Source organism: Mesorhizobium sp. B4-1-1 (assembly GCF_006439375.1).
In the GTDB taxonomy this organism is placed as follows: domain Bacteria; phylum Pseudomonadota; class Alphaproteobacteria; order Rhizobiales; family Rhizobiaceae; genus Mesorhizobium.
Genome location: NZ_VFTH01000010.1, coordinates 75,187 through 91,450, shown reverse-complemented (window position 1 = coordinate 91,450; position 16,264 = coordinate 75,187). Strand labels below are relative to the sequence as shown.

Sequence of the window (16,264 nt, the reverse complement as noted above, 5' to 3'; positions counted from 1 at the left end):
AGGGGGCCCATGCTGCAACGCGGCGAGGGTTAGCGCAGCGGTTTCGGTGACGCAAGTCAAACCTTGTTCAAATCGCGGCCCTGGACGCCTTATCGGAAGAAACTGGTCCGATCCGCTCCTGTTTGATTTCCTTCGCTTTTTACTCCACTTTTCTCTCCTGACATATCTCCCGCCATTTGCCTGCTAGCATCGTCGGAATCACCGGCTAAAAATGCGGCAAATGATCAGGGCAAGGACGCCTCGATGAAGGACAAGATTTCGCTGGCCATGGCGAGGCGCATTGCGCTCGGAGCGCAGGGATTCAACGACCCTAGGCCCGGCGGCGTTCCGGATCGCCGCCACCTTGCTCGCGTGCTTTCACGAACCGGCCTGTTGCAGATCGATTCCGTCAGCGCCGTGGTGCGTGCTCATTATATGCCGCTCTATTCTCGCCTCGGCCCCTACCCGCTTGCGCTGCTCGACAACGCCGCGGTCAGCCGCAAGCGCGCGGTCTTTGAATATTGGGCGCATGAGGCGTCGTTCCTGCCTGTCGAAACCTACCCTTTGATGCGCTGGCGCATGCTGCGCGCCGAGCAGGGCGACGAGATGTATCTCGGCCTGGCGAAATGGGGCCGGGAGCGCAAGGCGATGATCGACGAGATTTATGCGCAGGTCGCCGAACGCGGACCGATCGCCGCGTCCGACATCGAAGGCCACAAGGGCAATGGCGGCTGGTGGGGCTGGAGCGAGGCCAAGCACGCATTCGAATGGCTGTTCTGGGCCGGACGCATCACCACCGCCTACCGGCGCGGCTTCGAACGCTATTACGACCTGCCCGAGCGCGTTTTGCCGCAGGCTGTGCTCGACCTTCCCGTACCCTCGGTCGAGGACGCGCATCGCGAATTGCTGCGCATCTCGGCCCGCGCCCATGGCATCGCCACCTATGGCGACCTCCGCGACTATTTTCGTCTCGCGCCGGGCGATACGAAAGACCGCATCCAGGAACTGGTCGAAGCGGGCGAACTGCTGCCTGTGACGGTGGAGAGTTGGGACAAGACCGCCTATCTCCACAAGGACGCCCGCTTTCCGCGTCGGATAGAGGCACGCGCCCTGCTCGCCCCGTTCGATCCATTGGTTTTCGAACGCACGCGCACCGAAAAGCTGTTCAATTTCCGCTACCGTATCGAGATATACACGCCGGCCGAAAAGCGCCAATACGGCTACTACGTGCTGCCCTTCCTGCTTGGCGACCGCATCGTCGCCCGCGTCGATCTGAGGGCCGATCGGCCGGCAAGCGTGCTGCGCGTCCATGCCGCCTACGCCGAGACCGGCGCTCCCGCCGAAACGGCGGTCCAACTCTTCGACGAACTGCAGCAAATGCAGGGCTGGCTCGGCCTGGGAGCGATCGAAGTGACGCCGGCCGGCGACCTGGGACCGGCGCTGGCCGACATCGTGATGTCGTAGCCGTGCGTTGACAGGCACCCGGCCGTAAGCCTAAATCCGCCGCAGACGGTCTTCTCCCGGCAAAGGGAGGAGCCAAGAGGGAATGCGGTGCGGGCCAACACCCAAATCCGCGGCTGTCCCCGCAACTGTAAGCGACGAGCCCCGGCCGAAAACCACTGGGATGTTCCCGGGAAGGCGGCATTCAAGGCGACGACTCGCGAGCCAGGAGACCTGCCGTCTGAGACTTTAAGTATCCGAATGCCCGGCGGGTTTTCCGGGCAAGGAGCCTGGTTTTGGATCGCAACGGCAGTTTCCCGGCAAATAGTGCGGATATTTCGTCCGAGCCCGACGCGCTGGCCGGCGTGACCGTCATCGTGTGCTCCTCCTGCCGCGACGAAACCGGCTCGGATGCCCATCCGCGTGCCGGCGCGCTGCTCGCCGAGGACACGCGCCGGGCTGCCTCCGGCGAAAACATCAACATCCGCACCGTTGAATGCCTCGGCAATTGCAAGCGCCGGCTCAGCGCCGCGCTGCTGCGCGACGGCTGCTGGAGCTACGTCTTCGGCGATCTGAATGCCACCAGCGGCACCGACCTCGTTGCCGGCGCGAAACTCTTCGCCACCTCGACCGACGGCCTGATTCCCTGGCGCGGCCGGCCCGATTCTCTCAAGCGCGGCCTCGTTGCCCGCATCCCGCCCCTCGACATGCTGAAGGACCGACCATGAACGCTTCCGTTTCCCGCGTGCCCTGTACCGTCGTCACCGGCTTCCTCGGCGCCGGCAAGACGACGCTGATCCGCAACCTGCTGGAGAACGCCAAGGGCAAGCGGCTGGCGATCATCGTCAACGAGTTCGGCGATGTCGGCATCGACGGCGAGATCCTGAAAGGCTGCGGCGTCGACACCTGCCCGGAGGAAAACATCGTCGAGCTCGCCAATGGCTGCATCTGCTGCACCGTCGCCGACGATTTCGTGCCGGCGCTCGACCAGATCCTGTCGCTCAACCCCAAGGTCGATCACATCCTGATCGAGACCTCCGGCCTCGCTTTGCCGAAGCCGCTCGTCCAGGCTTTCCAGTGGCCGAGCGTGAAGAGCCGCGTGACGGTCGATGGGGTCATTGCCGTGGTCGACGGTCCGGCGCTGGCCGACGGCCGTGTCGCTTCCGACATGAATGCCCTGCAGGCGCAGCGCGCCGCGGACGTGACGCTCGACCATGACGATCCGGTCGAAGAGGTATTCGAGGACCAGATCGCCTGCGCCGACCTGATCATCCTGTCGAAGAGCGACCTGATGGATGCGGCCGGGTCGCAGCGTGCGAACGCCGTCATCGGCAAGCATGTCGCGCGCGCCGTGAAGGTCGTTCCGACCGCGCAGGGCAAGGTCGACCCGTCGGTAATGCTCGGCCTCGGGCTCGCCGTCGAGGACGACATCGAGAACCGCAAGACCCATCACGACGACGAGCTCGACCATGAGCACGACGATTTCGATTCCTTCGTCATCGACATCCCGTCGGTCGCCAATCCCGACGAGTTGGCCGAGCGCGTCGCCCTTGCCGCCGAGCAGGAAAACGTGCTGCGCGTCAAAGGCTTCGTCGAGGTTGGCGGCAAGCCGATGCGGCTTTTGCTCCAGGCCGTCGGCCCGCGCGTCAACCACTATTACGACCGCGCCTGGACGGCCGAGGACGACCGCCGCTCGCGGCTCGTCGTCATCGGCCTCAAGGGACTGAACCGCCCGGCGATCGAGCGTATCCTCGCCGGCTGAGGCCAACACCAAAAAACGATGCACATCCTCGCCACCACATCCGCTTCGCTCGACGATCTCGCCGAGCCGATCGACCTCAGGCAGACGCCTGCGGATGTCGTGGCCCTGTCCTTCACCGACAGCGATCTCGCCGGTCTGGCCACCGCCTGGAAGGCCGATGCGGAGCGGCTACCCTCGATGCGGCTGGCGGCCCTTCGCGACCTTCGCCATCCGATGTCGGTGGATCTGTGGATCGACAGCGTCGCCCGTCACGCCAAGGTCGTCCTGGTGCGCATCCTCGGCGGCTTTGAGTGGTGGCGTTACGGCTGCGACCAGCTCGCCGCGGTCGCGCGCGACCGCGGCATCAAGCTGGCGCTGCTGCCCGGCGAAAGCCATGACGAGGACCAGCGGCTGATCGAAGCCTCGACCCTGCCGCGCGCCGAGATCGACGCCCTGCTCGGCTATTTCCGCGAGGGCGGCCCGGCCAATATGAGCGCGCTGGTGCAAAGGCTGGCGCGACTTGCCGGGTCGGATGCGGCCGTGGCCGAACCGGTCAAAGTGCCGAAGGCGGGGTACTATCGGCCGGGGCTGGGAGTCGTGGAGAAGCCTGAGATCATCGATGTCGGCGATCCGTCGCCCCCCTCTCTGTCCGGCCGGACAGAGAGGGGGGCGACGGAACTCGGCGCTGGCAACCTCGTCGTCCCCATCCTCTTCTACCGTTCCATGCTGCTTGCCGCAGACATCGCGCCGATCGACGCGTTGGCCGAGGCGTTACATTCGCAAGGCATGGTCCCTGTGCCGATCTTCGTTTCCAGCCTCAAGGATCCGGCGTCTCTCGCCTTCGTCGAAAACGCGATCGCCTCGCTGAATCCCGCCGCCATCGTCACCGCCACCGCCTTCGCCTCCGGCGCGGAACCCGGCGCCGAAACCCTGTTCGACCGTGCCGGTGTGCCGGTGTTCCAGGTCATCGTCGCCACGACAAGACGCGAGGTCTGGGAGAAGAACCAGCGCGGCCTGGCGCCTGCCGATCTCGCCATGCATGTCGTGCTGCCCGAGCTCGACGGCCGTATCCTTGCCGGCGCGATCTCGTTCAAGGGCGAGGTCGAAACCGACCCGGCGCTCGCCTTCCGCGCCTTCGCCAACCAGCCCGAAGCGGACCGTGTCGCGCAGGTTGCCAAGCGGATCGCGGCGTTTATCCGCCTGCAACGCACGGAGCGGGTCGAGCGCAAGCTGGCCATCCTGATCCCGGATTATCCGAGCGCGCCCGGGCGGACCGGCTATGCCGTCGGGCTTGATGTGCCGTCAAGCGTGCTCGCCATGCTGCATGACCTGAAGGAACAGGGCTACGTGGTTGAGGGGATTCCGCAATCACCACGGGAGTTGCTGGATGTGTTGGAGGTTGGTGGGTTTGGCCTTGCCCTGCAGGACTACCTCGACCTTTCGGACGAACTCCCGGGGGTAGCGCGTGATGCAGTAGAGGCGGCATGGGGCAAGGCAGAACGGATAGATTGGCGCCAGGCGCCGGCCTCGGCAACCTTCCCCTTCCGCGCCGCAACCTTCGGCAATGTCACCGTGGCACTGGCCCCCGACCGCGGCCGCTCGGCCGACCGCCGCGCCGACTATCACGACCCGACGCTCCCCCCGCGCCACGAGTTGATCGCCTTCGGCCTCTGGCTGCAAAAATCGCTCGGCGCGGATGCCATCATCCATGTCGGCGCGCATGGCACGCTGGAATGGCTGCCAGGCAAGACCGTCGCGCTCTCCGGAACCTGCTTCCCCGAGATCGTCACTGGATCGTTGCCGGTCATCTATCCCTTCATCGTTTCCAATCCCGGCGAGGCCGCTCAGGCCAAGCGCCGCATCTCGGCCGTCACCCTTGGCCATCTGCCGCCGCCGCTGACCGGCGCAGGCCTCGACGAGGTCCAACAGAAGCTGGAGCGCTTGGTCGATGAATATGCCCAGGCCGACGGCCTCGACCGCCGTCGCCGCGACCGTCTGGCTAGGCTGATCGTCGAGACGGCGCAAAAGACCGGCCTGGCCTCTGAAGCCGGCGTTGCCGGCACAGACGCTCCGGACGAAGCGCTGCGCCGCATCGACGCCTGGCTCTGCGACCTCAAGGATTTCGCCGTCAAGGATGGGCTGCATGTCTATGGCCGCGCGCCGGAGGACGAGGCCGATCCACTACGCCGGCAAAGCGCCGAAGCCGAGAAGTCTGCGCTGCTCGCCGCGCTCGATGGCCGCCACATCAAGGCAGGCCCCGCCGGCGCGCCGGCGCGCGGCCGCTCCGATGTCCTGCCCACCGGCCGCAATCTCTTCACCTCCGATCCGCGCACCATGCCGACGCCGACTGCCTATGATCTCGGCCAGGTGGCGGCGGAAGAAGTGGTGCGCAGCTATATGCAAAGCCACGGCGACTGGCCGCGCTCGCTGGTCATCGATCTTTGGGGTTCCGCCTCGTTGCGCACGGGCGGCGAGGAGATCGCGCAGGGCCTGGCGCTGATGGGCTGCCGGCCGCAATGGGATGCCGCCACGGGCCGCGTCACCGGCATCGAGGTGCTGCCCCCGGCGGCGCTCGGCCGCCCGCGCGTCGACGTCACCTGGCGCATCTCCGGCCTGTTCCGCGACATGTTTCCGACCCAGATCGCGCTGATCGACGCCGCCGCCAACGCCGTCGCCAGCCGCGACGAGGACGATACCGAGAACCCGCTCGCCGCGGCGACACGCGTTCAGGGCAAGATCGGCCCCCGCATTTTCGGCACTTCGCCCGGCACCTATGGCGCCGGCATCGAGGACCTGCTGTCGCGCGGCGAATGGGGCGCGCGCGAAGAGATCGGCCGCGCCTATCTCGACGCGACATCGCACGCCTATGGCGGCGCCGACGGCGAAGCGATCTCCGCGCCCGGCGCCTTCGAGGGTCGGATCGCGGAAGCCGATCTCCTCGTCCACACCGGCGACGATCCCGGCCGCGACATCCTCGAGGGCTCGGCCGACGTCGCCTTCATCGGTGGCTTTTCGGCCGCCCTTGCCACGCTTGGCCGGAATGCCGACGTCATCGTGCTCGACACGACCGATCCGAAGAAGCCGAAACCGCGCTCGGTCGGCGAAGCTGTGTCCCGCGTGGTCCGCGCCCGCGCCGTCAACCCGCGCTTCATCGCCGGCCAGATGCGCCATGGCCCGCGCGGCGCCTCGGAATTCGCCGAGACCGTCGATCGGCTGGTCGGCTTCGCCGAAACCACGCATGCCATATCAGGCGCGCTGATCGAGGCCGTACACGACGCCTATGTCGGCGACCCGGACGTGCGCGCCTTCCTGCTGCGCGAGAACCCGGCCGCCGCCAAGGCCATCGCCGAGCGCTTTCTCTCAGCGCGGCGGCGCGGCCTCTGGCATCCGCTCAGGAATTCCATCGACGACGATCTCGCGGCCCTGATTGCCGAGGCCCAGGCAAGCGGGGTGGCGGCATGAACGCCTTTTCGCGCCGCGGCGCCTGCCCTGCGCTGAGCGCACCGATGCAAACCGGCGACGGGCTTTTGGTGCGGCTCAATCCGGTTGCTGGAGGACTTGCCCCGAAGTCGCTGATCGGACTCGGCGAATCCGCCTTGCGCCACGGCAACGGCATCATGGAAGTGACCGCGCGCGGTAGCCTGCAGATCCGTGGTTTGACGGCGGACAGCGCGCGGCTGCTGGCGGCGGAGGTGGATGCGCTTGGCATTGCCGTGCGCAGCGGCGTGCCGGTCGAAGTCGGGCCGCTGGCGGGAATCGATCCGCAGGAGATTGCCGACCCGCGCCCTCTGGCTGAGCGGATGAGGGTGGCGATCGAAGAGGCCGGGCTGACGGCAAGGCTGGGACCGAAGGTGTCGGTGGTTGTCGATGGCGGCGGGCAGTTGAGCTTGGATGCCGTGACGGCCGACGTGCGGCTGAAGGCGGTGGGGGCTGGAGGCGATGTTCTTTGGAGCGTGTCGGTTGCTGGCGACGGGCGCAGTTCAAGGCTGCTCGCGACGGTCGATGCCGATACATCCCGCGACATCGCTGTGGCGGCACTACGGATGGTTGCCGAAAAGGGACGCGAAGCGCACACGCGCGATTTGTCGGAGAGACAGCTTATTTCACTCGCAAGTTGGCACTCCGTCACCCCCCTCTCTGTCCTGCCGGACATCTCCCCCTCAAGGGGGGAGATTGGCAATTCCCGCGCCGGCTCTCCACTTTTAGCGTTGGAGATTGGCGAAAGCCGAGATGACAATGCAATCTCCTCCCTCGAGGGGGAGATGTCCGGCAGGACAGAGAGGGGGGCGCAGGAACGCCGGCCCGTGGGACGTCCCATTGGCCTATTCAGTCTAGGCAGCAACACCGCCCTCGGTATCGCCCTGCCCTACGGCAGCATGCCGGTCCAAAATCTCATCGACCTCGCCAGCGAAGCCTCACACCTCGACGCCACCGAAATCCGCCTCGCCCCTGGCCGTGCCATGCTCTTCCTCGGCCTCTCTGCATCCGCCTGTTCCTCCCTCCAAGGCTCCTCATCCGCCCTAGGCTTCGTTACCGACCCCGCCGACCCCCGCACCCGCATCGCCGCATGCCCGGGCGCACCGGCCTGCGCATCCGGCCGCATCGCCACGCGCGCCATCGCCGAGACGATCGCGGCGCAGAACGCGGACCTCATCGATACCTCGCTTACCCTCCACGTTTCCGGCTGCGCCAAGGGCTGCGCGCATCCCGGCGCGGCGGCACTGACCTTGGTCGGCGACGAAAACGGAGCCGGACTTGTCGTGGACGGGACGGCAAAAGCCCTTCCTGCCGCGTACAGGCCGGGCTATGACGCCGCGCGCGGCATCGCCGGCATCCTTGCCGCGCTGCGCGCGCAACGACATCAGGGCGAAACCGCCGCCGCCTGCCTGGCAAGGCTTGGCGCGGCCGGCATCGCTGAACTCTATCGACGGAACCAGTGAATGGCCGCCTACGACTATATCCATGACGGGATGGCGATCTACGAGCGCTCTTTCGCCATCATCCGCGCCGAGGCGGACCTGTCGCGCTTCTCCGAGGCCGAAGCCGATGTCGCGATCCGTATGATCCATGCCTGCGGCCAGGTCGAAGCCGCCAGCCATTTCGTCTTTTCCGACGGTTTCGTCGATGCGGCCCGCGCCGTACTCGCCGCCGGCGCGCCGATCTTCTGCGATGCCGAGATGGTGGCCCACGGCGTCACCCGCGCCCGGCTGCCGGCCGGCAACGAGGTGATCTGCACGCTGCGCGACCCGCGCACGCACGACATCGCCAGGGAAATCGGCAACACCCGCTCGGCCGCCGCGATCGACCTCTGGGGCGAGCGCATGGGCGGTTCGGTCGTCGCCATCGGCAATGCGCCGACCGCGCTCTTCTATCTGCTCGAAAAACTGCGCGACGGCGCGCCGAAGCCCGCCGTGATCATCGGCATGCCGGTCGGCTTCGTCGGCGCCGCCGAATCCAAGGATGCGCTGGCCGAGAATTCTTACGGCGTGCCCTATGCCATCGTGCGCGGCAGGCTGGGCGGCAGCGCCATGACCGCCGCCGCGCTCAATTCGTTGGCGAGGCCGGGCCTGTGAACGCGATTGTAAAAGGCCGTCTTGTCGGCGTAGGCACCGGCCCCGGCGACCCCGAACTGCTGACGCTGAAAGCGGCGCGCGCGCTGGCCGAGGCCGACGTCGTCGCCTATTTCGCCAAGCGCGGCAACAACAGCAATGCCCGCGCCATCGTCGAGGCGCGCTTCCGGCTGGACATGATCGAGCTGCCGCTGCTTTATCCGGTGACCACCGAAATCGACAAGGACCATGACGACTACCGCTCGCAGATCGCCGATTTCTACGAACAGTCGGCCGAACAGGTCGCCGGGCATCTCGGCGCCGGCAGGATGGTCGCGGTGCTGTCGGAAGGCGATCCGCTCTTCTACGGCTCGTACATGCATCTGCATGCGCGGCTTGCACACCGGTTCCCGACGGAAGTCATCCCCGGCATCACCGCCATGTCCGGCTGCTGGTCGACCACTGGCCTGCCGATCGTCCAGGGTGACGATGTGCTGACCGTGCTGCCGGGCACGATGAGCGAGTTCGAGCTGACCCGCCGCCTCGCCGACACCGATGCCGCGGTGATCATGAAGGTCGGCCGCAACCTGCCGAAGATCCGCCGAGCGCTGGAAGCGACCGGCAAGCTGGCCAAGGCCGTCTATGTCGAGCGTGGCACGATGCCGGGCAGCATCTCGATGCCGCTTGCCGAAAAACAGGACGACAAGGCGCCCTATTTCGCCATCGTGCTCGTCGCGGGCTGGTCGGCGCGCCCCGGAGCCAAAGCATGAGCGGCCGCCTCACCGTCATCGGTCTCGGTCCGGGCAATGCCGACCAGGTCACCCCGCAGGCAAGCCATGCGGTGGCCGAAGCTTCGTTCTTCTATGGCTACAAACCCTACCTCGACCGGCTCGAATTGCGGCCGGACCAGACCCGTATTGCCTCCGACAACCGGGAGGAACTCGCCCGCTCCAACGAGGCGCTGGCCAAGGCGGCCGAAGGCCACAGCGTCGCCGTCGTTTCAGGCGGCGATCCCGGCGTCTTTGCCATGGCCGCGGCCGTCTGCGAGGCGATCGAAGCCGGGCCCGACGAATGGCGTTCGATCGACCTGTCGGTCGTACCCGGCGTCACCGCCATGCTTGCGGTCGCCGCCCGTATCGGCGCGCCGCTCGGCCACGATTTCTGCGCCATCTCGCTCTCCGACAATCTGAAGCCATGGGACCTGATCGAGTTGCGCCTGCTGGCGGCGGCCGGAGCCGGCTTCGTCATCGCGCTCTATAACCCGATCAGCAAGGCCCGCCCCTGGCAGCTCGGCCGCGCCTTCGAATGCCTGAAGGCGATCCTGCCCGGCACCACGCCGGTGATCTTCGGCCGCGCCGCCGGGCGCCCCGACGAGCGTATCGAGGTTTTTCTGCTGGCAGACGCCGATGCGGAAAAGGCCGACATGTCGACCTGCATCATCATCGGCTCGCCCGAGACCCGGATCATCAAGCGCGGCGAACGGCCGGCGCTGGTCTACACGCCGCGTTCGGCAACGGGCTCGAAAAGATGATCGACTTTTGCCGCCAGCGCATCGACGGTTTCGGCCGAGGGCACGTCAAGCAGCGCCGGCCGGCGGATCATGACCACTTCGATGCCGAGCGCCCGCGCAGCAGCGATCTTGCCATAGGTCGCCTCGCCGCCGCTGTTCTTGGAAACGACCGCGTCGATTGCGTATCTTTCGAGCAGCGTTCGTTCGTCCGCCTCCGGAAACGGCCCGCGCGCCAGCATGTAGAGCGCATCGGGCACCGCGAGCTTCGGCTCGACCGGATCGACGCTGCGGATCAGGTAGCGATGCTGGGGCGCGGCCTCGAAGGCCCCGGCTTCCTGCCGGCCGATCGCCAGGAAAACGCGGCGCGGCGCCGTGCCGAGGGCACTTGCCGCCTCGGCGACGTCGTCGACCAGCGTCCAGTGGTCGCCTGCGACAGGCTCCCAGCCAGGACGACGCAGCGCAAGGATCGGCACGCCGGACCGCATGGCCGCCTCGGCGGCATTGGTCGAGATACGGGCGGCGTATGGATGCGTTGCGTCGACCAGCAGATCGACATGCTCTTCGTGAAGATAGGCAGCCAATCCCTCCGCGCCGCCAAAACCGCCGACACGCATCGGCACGCCTTGCGCGGCCGGGCTTTCGGTGCGGCCGGCAAGCGACAGCGTGACCGCAAAATCCTTGCGACGGGAAAGCCTTCCGGCCAGTTGCCGGGCTTCCGTGGTGCCGCCGAGGATCAGGATATGGTGGGTCATCATGCCTGCTAACGGTCCGCGCGCCGCCAAGCCAGCCTCAAAATGGCTGACCGTCGTCGGCATCGGCGAGGACGGTGTAGCGGGTCTCGGCGACGAGGCCAAGCAGTGCGTTGCCGAGGCTGAAGTCGTGTTCGGCGGCAAGCGGCATCTTGCGCTGGTCGCATCCCTGGCCAAGGGCGAGGCGCGCCCGTGGCCGACGCCGTTCGATGCCGAAATGCGCGACGTGCTGGCGCTCAAAGGCAGAAAAATCTGCGTGCTCGCGTCCGGCGACCCGTTCTTCCACGGCGTCGGCGTCACGCTGGCGCGCAAGGTCAAGCCGGATAAGATGCTCGTCCTCCCGGCGCCCTCGTCCCTGTCGCTGGCCGCCTCCCGTCTCGGCTGGGCGCTGCAGGACGTCGAGACCATCTCGCTGCACGGGCATCCGATCGACCTGATCCGGCCATTGCTCCACCCCGGTGCGCGCATCCTTGCCCTGACATCGGACGCCGACGCGCCGGCGGCCATCGCCTCACTGCTCGACGAACTCGGCTTCGGCCCGTCGCGGCTGACGGTTCTCGAAGCGCTCGGCGGTGCCGATGAGGCGCATCGAACTTCCCGCGCCAGCGCCTTCAATCTCAAAAACATCAACCCGCTCAATGTGCTGGCGCTCGACATTGAAACGACGCCGGATGCGCGCGTCCTGCCGTTGACCGCCGGCCTTGCCGACCATCTGTTCGAGCATGACGGCCAGATCACCAAGCGCGAGATCCGCGCCATCACGCTGTCGGCGCTGGCGCCGCGCCGTGGCGAGCTGTTGTGGGATATCGGCGCCGGTTCCGGCTCGATCGGCATCGAATGGATGATGGCTCATTCCTCGCTGCGCGCCATCGCCATCGAGGCCGACGGCGAACGCGCCGCCCGCATCCACCGCAATGCCGCGCATTGCGGCGTGCCCGGCCTTGTCGTGGTCGAAGGCGCCGCGCCCAAGGCGTTCGCCAAGCTCGAAACGCCGGATGCGATCTTCATCGGCGGCGGCGGCAGCGATGCCGGCGTGCTGGAGAAGGCGATCAAGGCGCTCCGCCCCGGTGGCCGATTGGTCGCCAACGCGGTGACGCTGGAGATGGAAGCGCTGCTACTCGACCAGTACAATAGCCGCGGCGGCGACCTTACCCGGATAGCGCTGTCGCGCGCGGCAGCTGTCGGATCCATGCAGGCGTGGCGGCCGGCCATGCCGGTGACGCAGTGGAGCTGGGTGAAACCATGATGGTTGCGGGCATCGGCAGCCGCAAAGGCGTGAGCGTCGAGGAAGTACTGGCGGCGATCGAGACCGCGCTCGAAGCGCATGGCCTGGCGATGACGGCGCTTTCTGCGCTGGCGACGGGCGAAATCAAGCGCGACGAGCCGGCGATCTTCCTTGCCGGCCGAGACCTCGACCTCCCCGTGCTCATCATGTCCGACGCTGCGCTGCAATCCGTCTCGTCCGGCACGGTCAGTCGGTCCGAAGCGTCGCAGGCCCAGGCTGGCACGCCTTCGGTTTCGGAAGCCTCGGCTCTGGCCGCGACCGGAAAAGGTGCGAAACTGCTTGGGCCGCGCATCGTGCTCGGTCCTGTGACCTGCGCTATCGCTCTTGGCGGAGGTACCGCATGACCGTCCATTTCATCGGCGCCGGTCCGGGTGCGGCCGATCTCATCACGCTGCGCGGCGCGCGGCTCCTCGCCAGTTGCCCGGTCTGCCTCCATGCCGGCTCGATCGTCGCGCCGGAACTGCTCGAACATTGTGCGCCCGGCACCAAATTGATTGATACCGCCCCGATGTCGCTCGACGAGATCGAGGCCGAATATGTCGCCGCGCATAAGGTCGGCCAGGATGTAGCGCGCCTGCATTCCGGCGACCTCTCCGTTTGGAGCGCGGTGGCCGAACAGATCAGGCGGCTGGAAAAACACGGCATCCCTTATACGCTGACCCCAGGCGTGCCTTCCTTCGCGGCAGCCGCGGCCGCGCTGCGCCGTGAGCTCACCATCCCAGAACTGGCGCAAAGCCTGGTGCTGACCCGTGTTTCCGGTCGCGCCTCGAAAATGCCGCCGGGCGAGACGCTTGCCGGTTTCGGCCGTACCGGCGCCACCCTCGCCATCCATCTTGCCATCCACGCCGTCGACCGCATCGTCGCAGATTTGACGCCGCTTTATGGCGCCGAATGTCCGGTCGCGGTCGTCTTCCGCGCTTCCTGGCCGGACGAGCGCATCTTGACCGGCACACTGGGCACTATCGAAGAGCAATTGGCGGAAAACCCGATGGAGCGCACGGCAATCATCTTCGTCGGCAGCGCGCTTGCAGCGCAGGATTTCAGCGAAAGCTCATTGTACGACGCCCACTACCAGCGGCGGTTTCGCGGACGGGACGGATTGTGAACGGCAGCGCCAATACGAACGGACGGGCAACGGTGGAACAGGCGCTGGCGCGCCTGAACTTCAAGCCGCGCGAGCTGGAGCCTGGCCATGTCTGGCTGGCCGGCGCCGGCCCCGGCGATCCCGGCTGCCTGACGCTGGAGGTGCTGGCGGCGCTCGGGCAATGCGACGCGCTGGTCTATGACGCGCTGGTCTCGCCCGATGTCGTGGCGGTCGCTCAAGGCGCCGAGCTTTTCTACGCTGGAAAACGTGGTGGCCGGCCCTCGATGAGGCAGGACGACATCAACGCCTTGCTGGTACGGTTGGCGCGCGAAGGCCGCCGTGTCGTGCGGCTCAAGGGCGGCGACCCTTATATTTTCGGCCGCGGCGGCGAAGAGGCCTTGGCACTCGCGGGCGAAGACATTCCGTTCCGGGTGCTTTCCGGCCTGACCTCCGGTCTCAGCGCATTGGCCGCCACCGGCATTCCCGCCACCATGCGCGGCATCAACAAGGCCGTTATCCTGGCTACCGGCCATGCGGCCGGCACCGATGACGACATCGACTGGGCGGCGATCGCCCGCACCGGACAGCCGGTCGTCATCTATATGGGCATGGCCAATCTGCCGGTCATCGCGGCAAAGCTGCTGAGCGGCGGCCTCGCGCCATCGACACCCGCGGCTGTGATCGTCGCCGCGACGACGCCGCAGGAGCGCATCGTCGTCGCCACGCTCGCCACCATCGCGGACGAAGCCGCGGCCGCCGGGCTCGCCTCCCCGGCGCTGATCGTAGTTGGCGGCATCGTCGCCATGCGCGCGGCACTGGCTGGCGGCGCATGACGGCGCGCGCGATCATCATCGGCGCGCCGCGGTCCGGCTCAGGCAAGACCAGCGTCACCATCGGCCTGTTGCGCGCGCTCGCCCGGCGCGGCCTGAAAGTGCGCGGCGCGAAGTCCGGACCGGACTATATCGACCCGGGCTTCCACGCCGCCGCCACCGGCCTGTCCGGCGTCAACCTCGACAGCTGGGCAATGCCGCCTGCCCTGCTCAACGCGCTGGCCAGCCAAGCCGCCGATGATGCCGAATACGTCATCCTCGAAAGCGCGATGGGCCTGTTCGACGGCATCCCCGCGCCGGAAGGCCGCTCTGGCTCGGCCGCCGATCTCGCCCGGCTCTACGGCTTGCCTGTGCTTTTGGTGCTCGACGTTTCCGGGCAGTCGACCACGGCGGCGGCGGTGGCCAAGGGTTTTGCCACCTACGATCCCGATGTGCGCATGGCCGGCGTCGTGCTCAACCGGCTCGGCAGCGAACGCCACCGGCGGCTGTCCGGCGACGCCATCGAGGCGATCGGCCTGCCCGTGGTCGGCGCCATCCTGCGCGATCCGACGCTCAACCTGCCGGAGCGGCATCTCGGCCTCGTCCAGGCCGGCGAATACGAGAACCTGATGGCGCATCTCGACCGGCTGGCCGACATGGTCGAGAAGTCGCTCGACATCGACGCCATCCTGGCGCTGGCGACCCCGCTGGAGCCGGGAGCCGGCGACTTCGGCGATGCCTTGCAGCCGCCGGCGCAGCGCATCGCGCTGGCCGAGGACGCCGCCTTCACCTTCCTCTATCCGCATGTCGCCGCGCATTGGCGCAAGGCCGGCGCCGAGATCGCCCCCTTCTCGCCGCTCGCCGACGAAGCGCCGGGCCAAGATTGCGAGGTCTGCTGGCTGCCCGGCGGCTATCCCGAACTTCATGCCGGCAAGCTCGCGGCCGCGACGAACTTCCGGGCGGGAATGGCGCGCTTCGCGGCGACGAAGCCGGTTCACGGCGAGTGCGGCGGCTTCATGGTGCTGGGCGAAGTGCTGGAGGATGCGGACGGCGAGAGCCACAGGATGCTCGGCCTGCTTGGCCATTCGACCAGCTTCGCCAAACGCAAGATGAACCTTGGTTATCGCGAGGCGCGGCTGCGCGCCGCCTGCCCGTTGGGGCCGGAGGGCACGCTGATCCGCGGCCATGAATTCCACTATGCGCAGATGACCGCCACGGGCAATGACGAACCTTTGGCTGACCTTGCCGATGGCCAGGGCAATCCGCTCGGCGCCTCCGGCTACCGGCGCGGCCATGTCAGCGGCACCTTCTTCCATGCCATAGCGAGGGGCGCATGAGCGGTCCTTCCGCACCGAAGCAATTGCTCGACGATATCGGCCTCAGCCTCGTCTTCTTCACCCGGCTGAGATTGCCATCGAGCGATTTCGGCGGCCGCAACCTTGCCGACGCGATTTGGGCGGCGCCCTTTGCCGGTCTCGCGGTGGCGATCATCGGCGCGCTGGTCTACGCCATCGCCACAGTTCTCGGCCTCGCCACCGGGCCGGCCGCCGCGCTCACGCTCGCCGCGACGATGCTCGTCACCGGCTGCCTGCATGAGGACGGGCTTTCCGACATCGCCGACGGCTTCGGCGGTGGCCGAACACGCGACAGGAAACTGGAGATCATGCGCGACAGCCGCATCGGCGCCTATGGCGCGGCAGCGCTCGGTGTCTCGCTGCTCATCCGCTGGAGCGCGCTGTCCGAGCTGACCGGTCCCGGCCACGTCGTCCTGGCGCTGCTCGCCGCGCATGCGGCCTCGCGCGGCCTGTTCGGCGCCTTCATGCATCTTCTGCCGCCGGCGCGAGCCGACGGCCTGTCGGCGGGCGCAGGCACCGTCACCGCCGAAACCGCAGCCATCGGCGCGGCGCTCGGCGCGGTGGCGCTGCTGGCCCTCGGCCTTGGCGGCGCGATAGCAGCACTCGTCCTGCTCGGCCTGATCTTCATGGCCTTCCGCGCGCTTTGCCTCAGCCAGATCGGCGGCCAGACCGGCGACACGATCGGCGCGCTGCAGCAGCTCGGCGAGATCGCCGTGCTGCTCGTCGCATCCGTCTGCCTTTCCTGATTCTCTTTCGGAGACCT

The 16,264-nt window shown here is 67.4% G+C and carries 15 protein-coding genes and 1 riboswitch; of the genes, 14 read left to right on the top strand and 1 reads right to left on the bottom strand.

The annotated features are described in order from the left end of the window. Nucleotides 1–243: 243 nt before the first annotated feature. From FJW10_RS16020 to FJW10_RS15985, 8 genes are all read left to right on the top strand, one after another. Nucleotides 244–1,443 carry a winged helix-turn-helix domain-containing protein gene (locus tag FJW10_RS16020; RefSeq protein ID WP_140900838.1) on the top strand — a complete coding sequence of 400 codons (1,200 nt, stop codon included), beginning with the start codon at nt 244–246 and terminating at the stop codon, nt 1,441–1,443. Between the two features lie 29 nt (nt 1,444–1,472). After that, a riboswitch (cobalamin riboswitch) is annotated at nt 1,473–1,676 on the top strand. A gap of 39 nt (nt 1,677–1,715) precedes the next feature. Then, entirely contained in the window at nt 1,716–2,147 is a 432-nt protein-coding gene (locus FJW10_RS16015; protein WP_140900837.1) for a DUF1636 family protein, read from the top strand. Further along, on the top strand, nt 2,144–3,181 hold the full coding sequence (gene cobW / locus FJW10_RS16010; protein ID WP_140829272.1) for a cobalamin biosynthesis protein CobW: 1,038 nt from the start codon (nt 2,144–2,146) through the stop codon (nt 3,179–3,181). Before FJW10_RS16015 ends, cobW begins: the two co-directional genes overlap by 4 nt. Nucleotides 3,182–3,199: 18 nt before the next feature. Further along, complete coding sequence (cobN, locus tag FJW10_RS16005; RefSeq protein ID WP_140900836.1) at nt 3,200–6,622, top strand: cobaltochelatase subunit CobN; 3,423 nt, start codon at nt 3,200–3,202, stop codon at nt 6,620–6,622. Next, nucleotides 6,619–8,100, top strand: coding sequence for a precorrin-3B synthase (gene cobG, locus FJW10_RS16000; RefSeq protein WP_140900835.1), 1,482 nt, complete (start codon nt 6,619–6,621; stop codon nt 8,098–8,100). Before cobN ends, cobG begins: the two co-directional genes overlap by 4 nt. Continuing rightward, nucleotides 8,101–8,733, top strand: coding sequence for a precorrin-8X methylmutase (locus FJW10_RS15995; protein ID WP_140900834.1), 633 nt, complete (start codon nt 8,101–8,103; stop codon nt 8,731–8,733). Continuing rightward, the gene (locus FJW10_RS15990) at nt 8,730–9,479 is read left to right on the top strand and encodes a precorrin-2 C(20)-methyltransferase (RefSeq protein ID WP_140900833.1); all 750 of its coding nucleotides are present in this window, start codon (nt 8,730–8,732) and stop codon (nt 9,477–9,479) included. Before FJW10_RS15995 ends, FJW10_RS15990 begins: the two co-directional genes overlap by 4 nt. After that, nucleotides 9,476–10,240, top strand: coding sequence for a precorrin-3B C(17)-methyltransferase (locus tag FJW10_RS15985; protein ID WP_140644293.1), 765 nt, complete (start codon nt 9,476–9,478; stop codon nt 10,238–10,240). Before FJW10_RS15990 ends, FJW10_RS15985 begins: the two co-directional genes overlap by 4 nt. Here FJW10_RS15985 and FJW10_RS15980 read toward each other — a convergent pair. Continuing rightward, nucleotides 10,204–10,971 (bottom strand): cobalt-precorrin-6A reductase, encoded by a 768-nt coding sequence (locus FJW10_RS15980; protein WP_140900832.1) that lies wholly within the window; start codon nt 10,969–10,971, stop codon nt 10,204–10,206. The genes FJW10_RS15985 and FJW10_RS15980 overlap by 37 nt on opposite strands. Before the next feature lies 1 nt (nt 10,972). On the opposite strand from FJW10_RS15980, the gene cbiE reads away from it, so the two are divergent. The 6 genes from cbiE to cobS are packed head-to-tail and all read left to right on the top strand — an operon-like array spanning nt 10,973 to nt 16,247. Then, complete coding sequence (gene cbiE, locus FJW10_RS15975; protein WP_140900831.1) at nt 10,973–12,214, top strand: precorrin-6y C5,15-methyltransferase (decarboxylating) subunit CbiE; 1,242 nt, start codon at nt 10,973–10,975, stop codon at nt 12,212–12,214. Further along, nucleotides 12,211–12,597 carry a cobalamin biosynthesis protein gene (locus FJW10_RS15970; protein ID WP_140900908.1) on the top strand — a complete coding sequence of 129 codons (387 nt, stop codon included), beginning with the start codon at nt 12,211–12,213 and terminating at the stop codon, nt 12,595–12,597. The genes cbiE and FJW10_RS15970 overlap by 4 nt, the downstream gene beginning before the upstream one ends. After that, nucleotides 12,594–13,358, top strand: a complete 765-nt coding sequence (cobM, locus tag FJW10_RS15965; RefSeq protein WP_140900830.1) for a precorrin-4 C(11)-methyltransferase — start codon at nt 12,594–12,596, stop codon at nt 13,356–13,358. Before FJW10_RS15970 ends, cobM begins: the two co-directional genes overlap by 4 nt. Then, on the top strand, nt 13,355–14,170 hold the full coding sequence (gene cobA / locus FJW10_RS15960; protein ID WP_140900829.1) for a uroporphyrinogen-III C-methyltransferase: 816 nt from the start codon (nt 13,355–13,357) through the stop codon (nt 14,168–14,170). The genes cobM and cobA overlap by 4 nt, the downstream gene beginning before the upstream one ends. Next, nucleotides 14,167–15,483 (top strand): cobyrinate a,c-diamide synthase, encoded by a 1,317-nt coding sequence (locus tag FJW10_RS15955; protein ID WP_140900828.1) that lies wholly within the window; start codon nt 14,167–14,169, stop codon nt 15,481–15,483. Before cobA ends, FJW10_RS15955 begins: the two co-directional genes overlap by 4 nt. Continuing rightward, entirely contained in the window at nt 15,480–16,247 is a 768-nt protein-coding gene (gene cobS, locus FJW10_RS15950) for an adenosylcobinamide-GDP ribazoletransferase (RefSeq protein WP_140900827.1), read from the top strand. Before FJW10_RS15955 ends, cobS begins: the two co-directional genes overlap by 4 nt. Nucleotides 16,248–16,264: the final 17 nt, after the last annotated feature.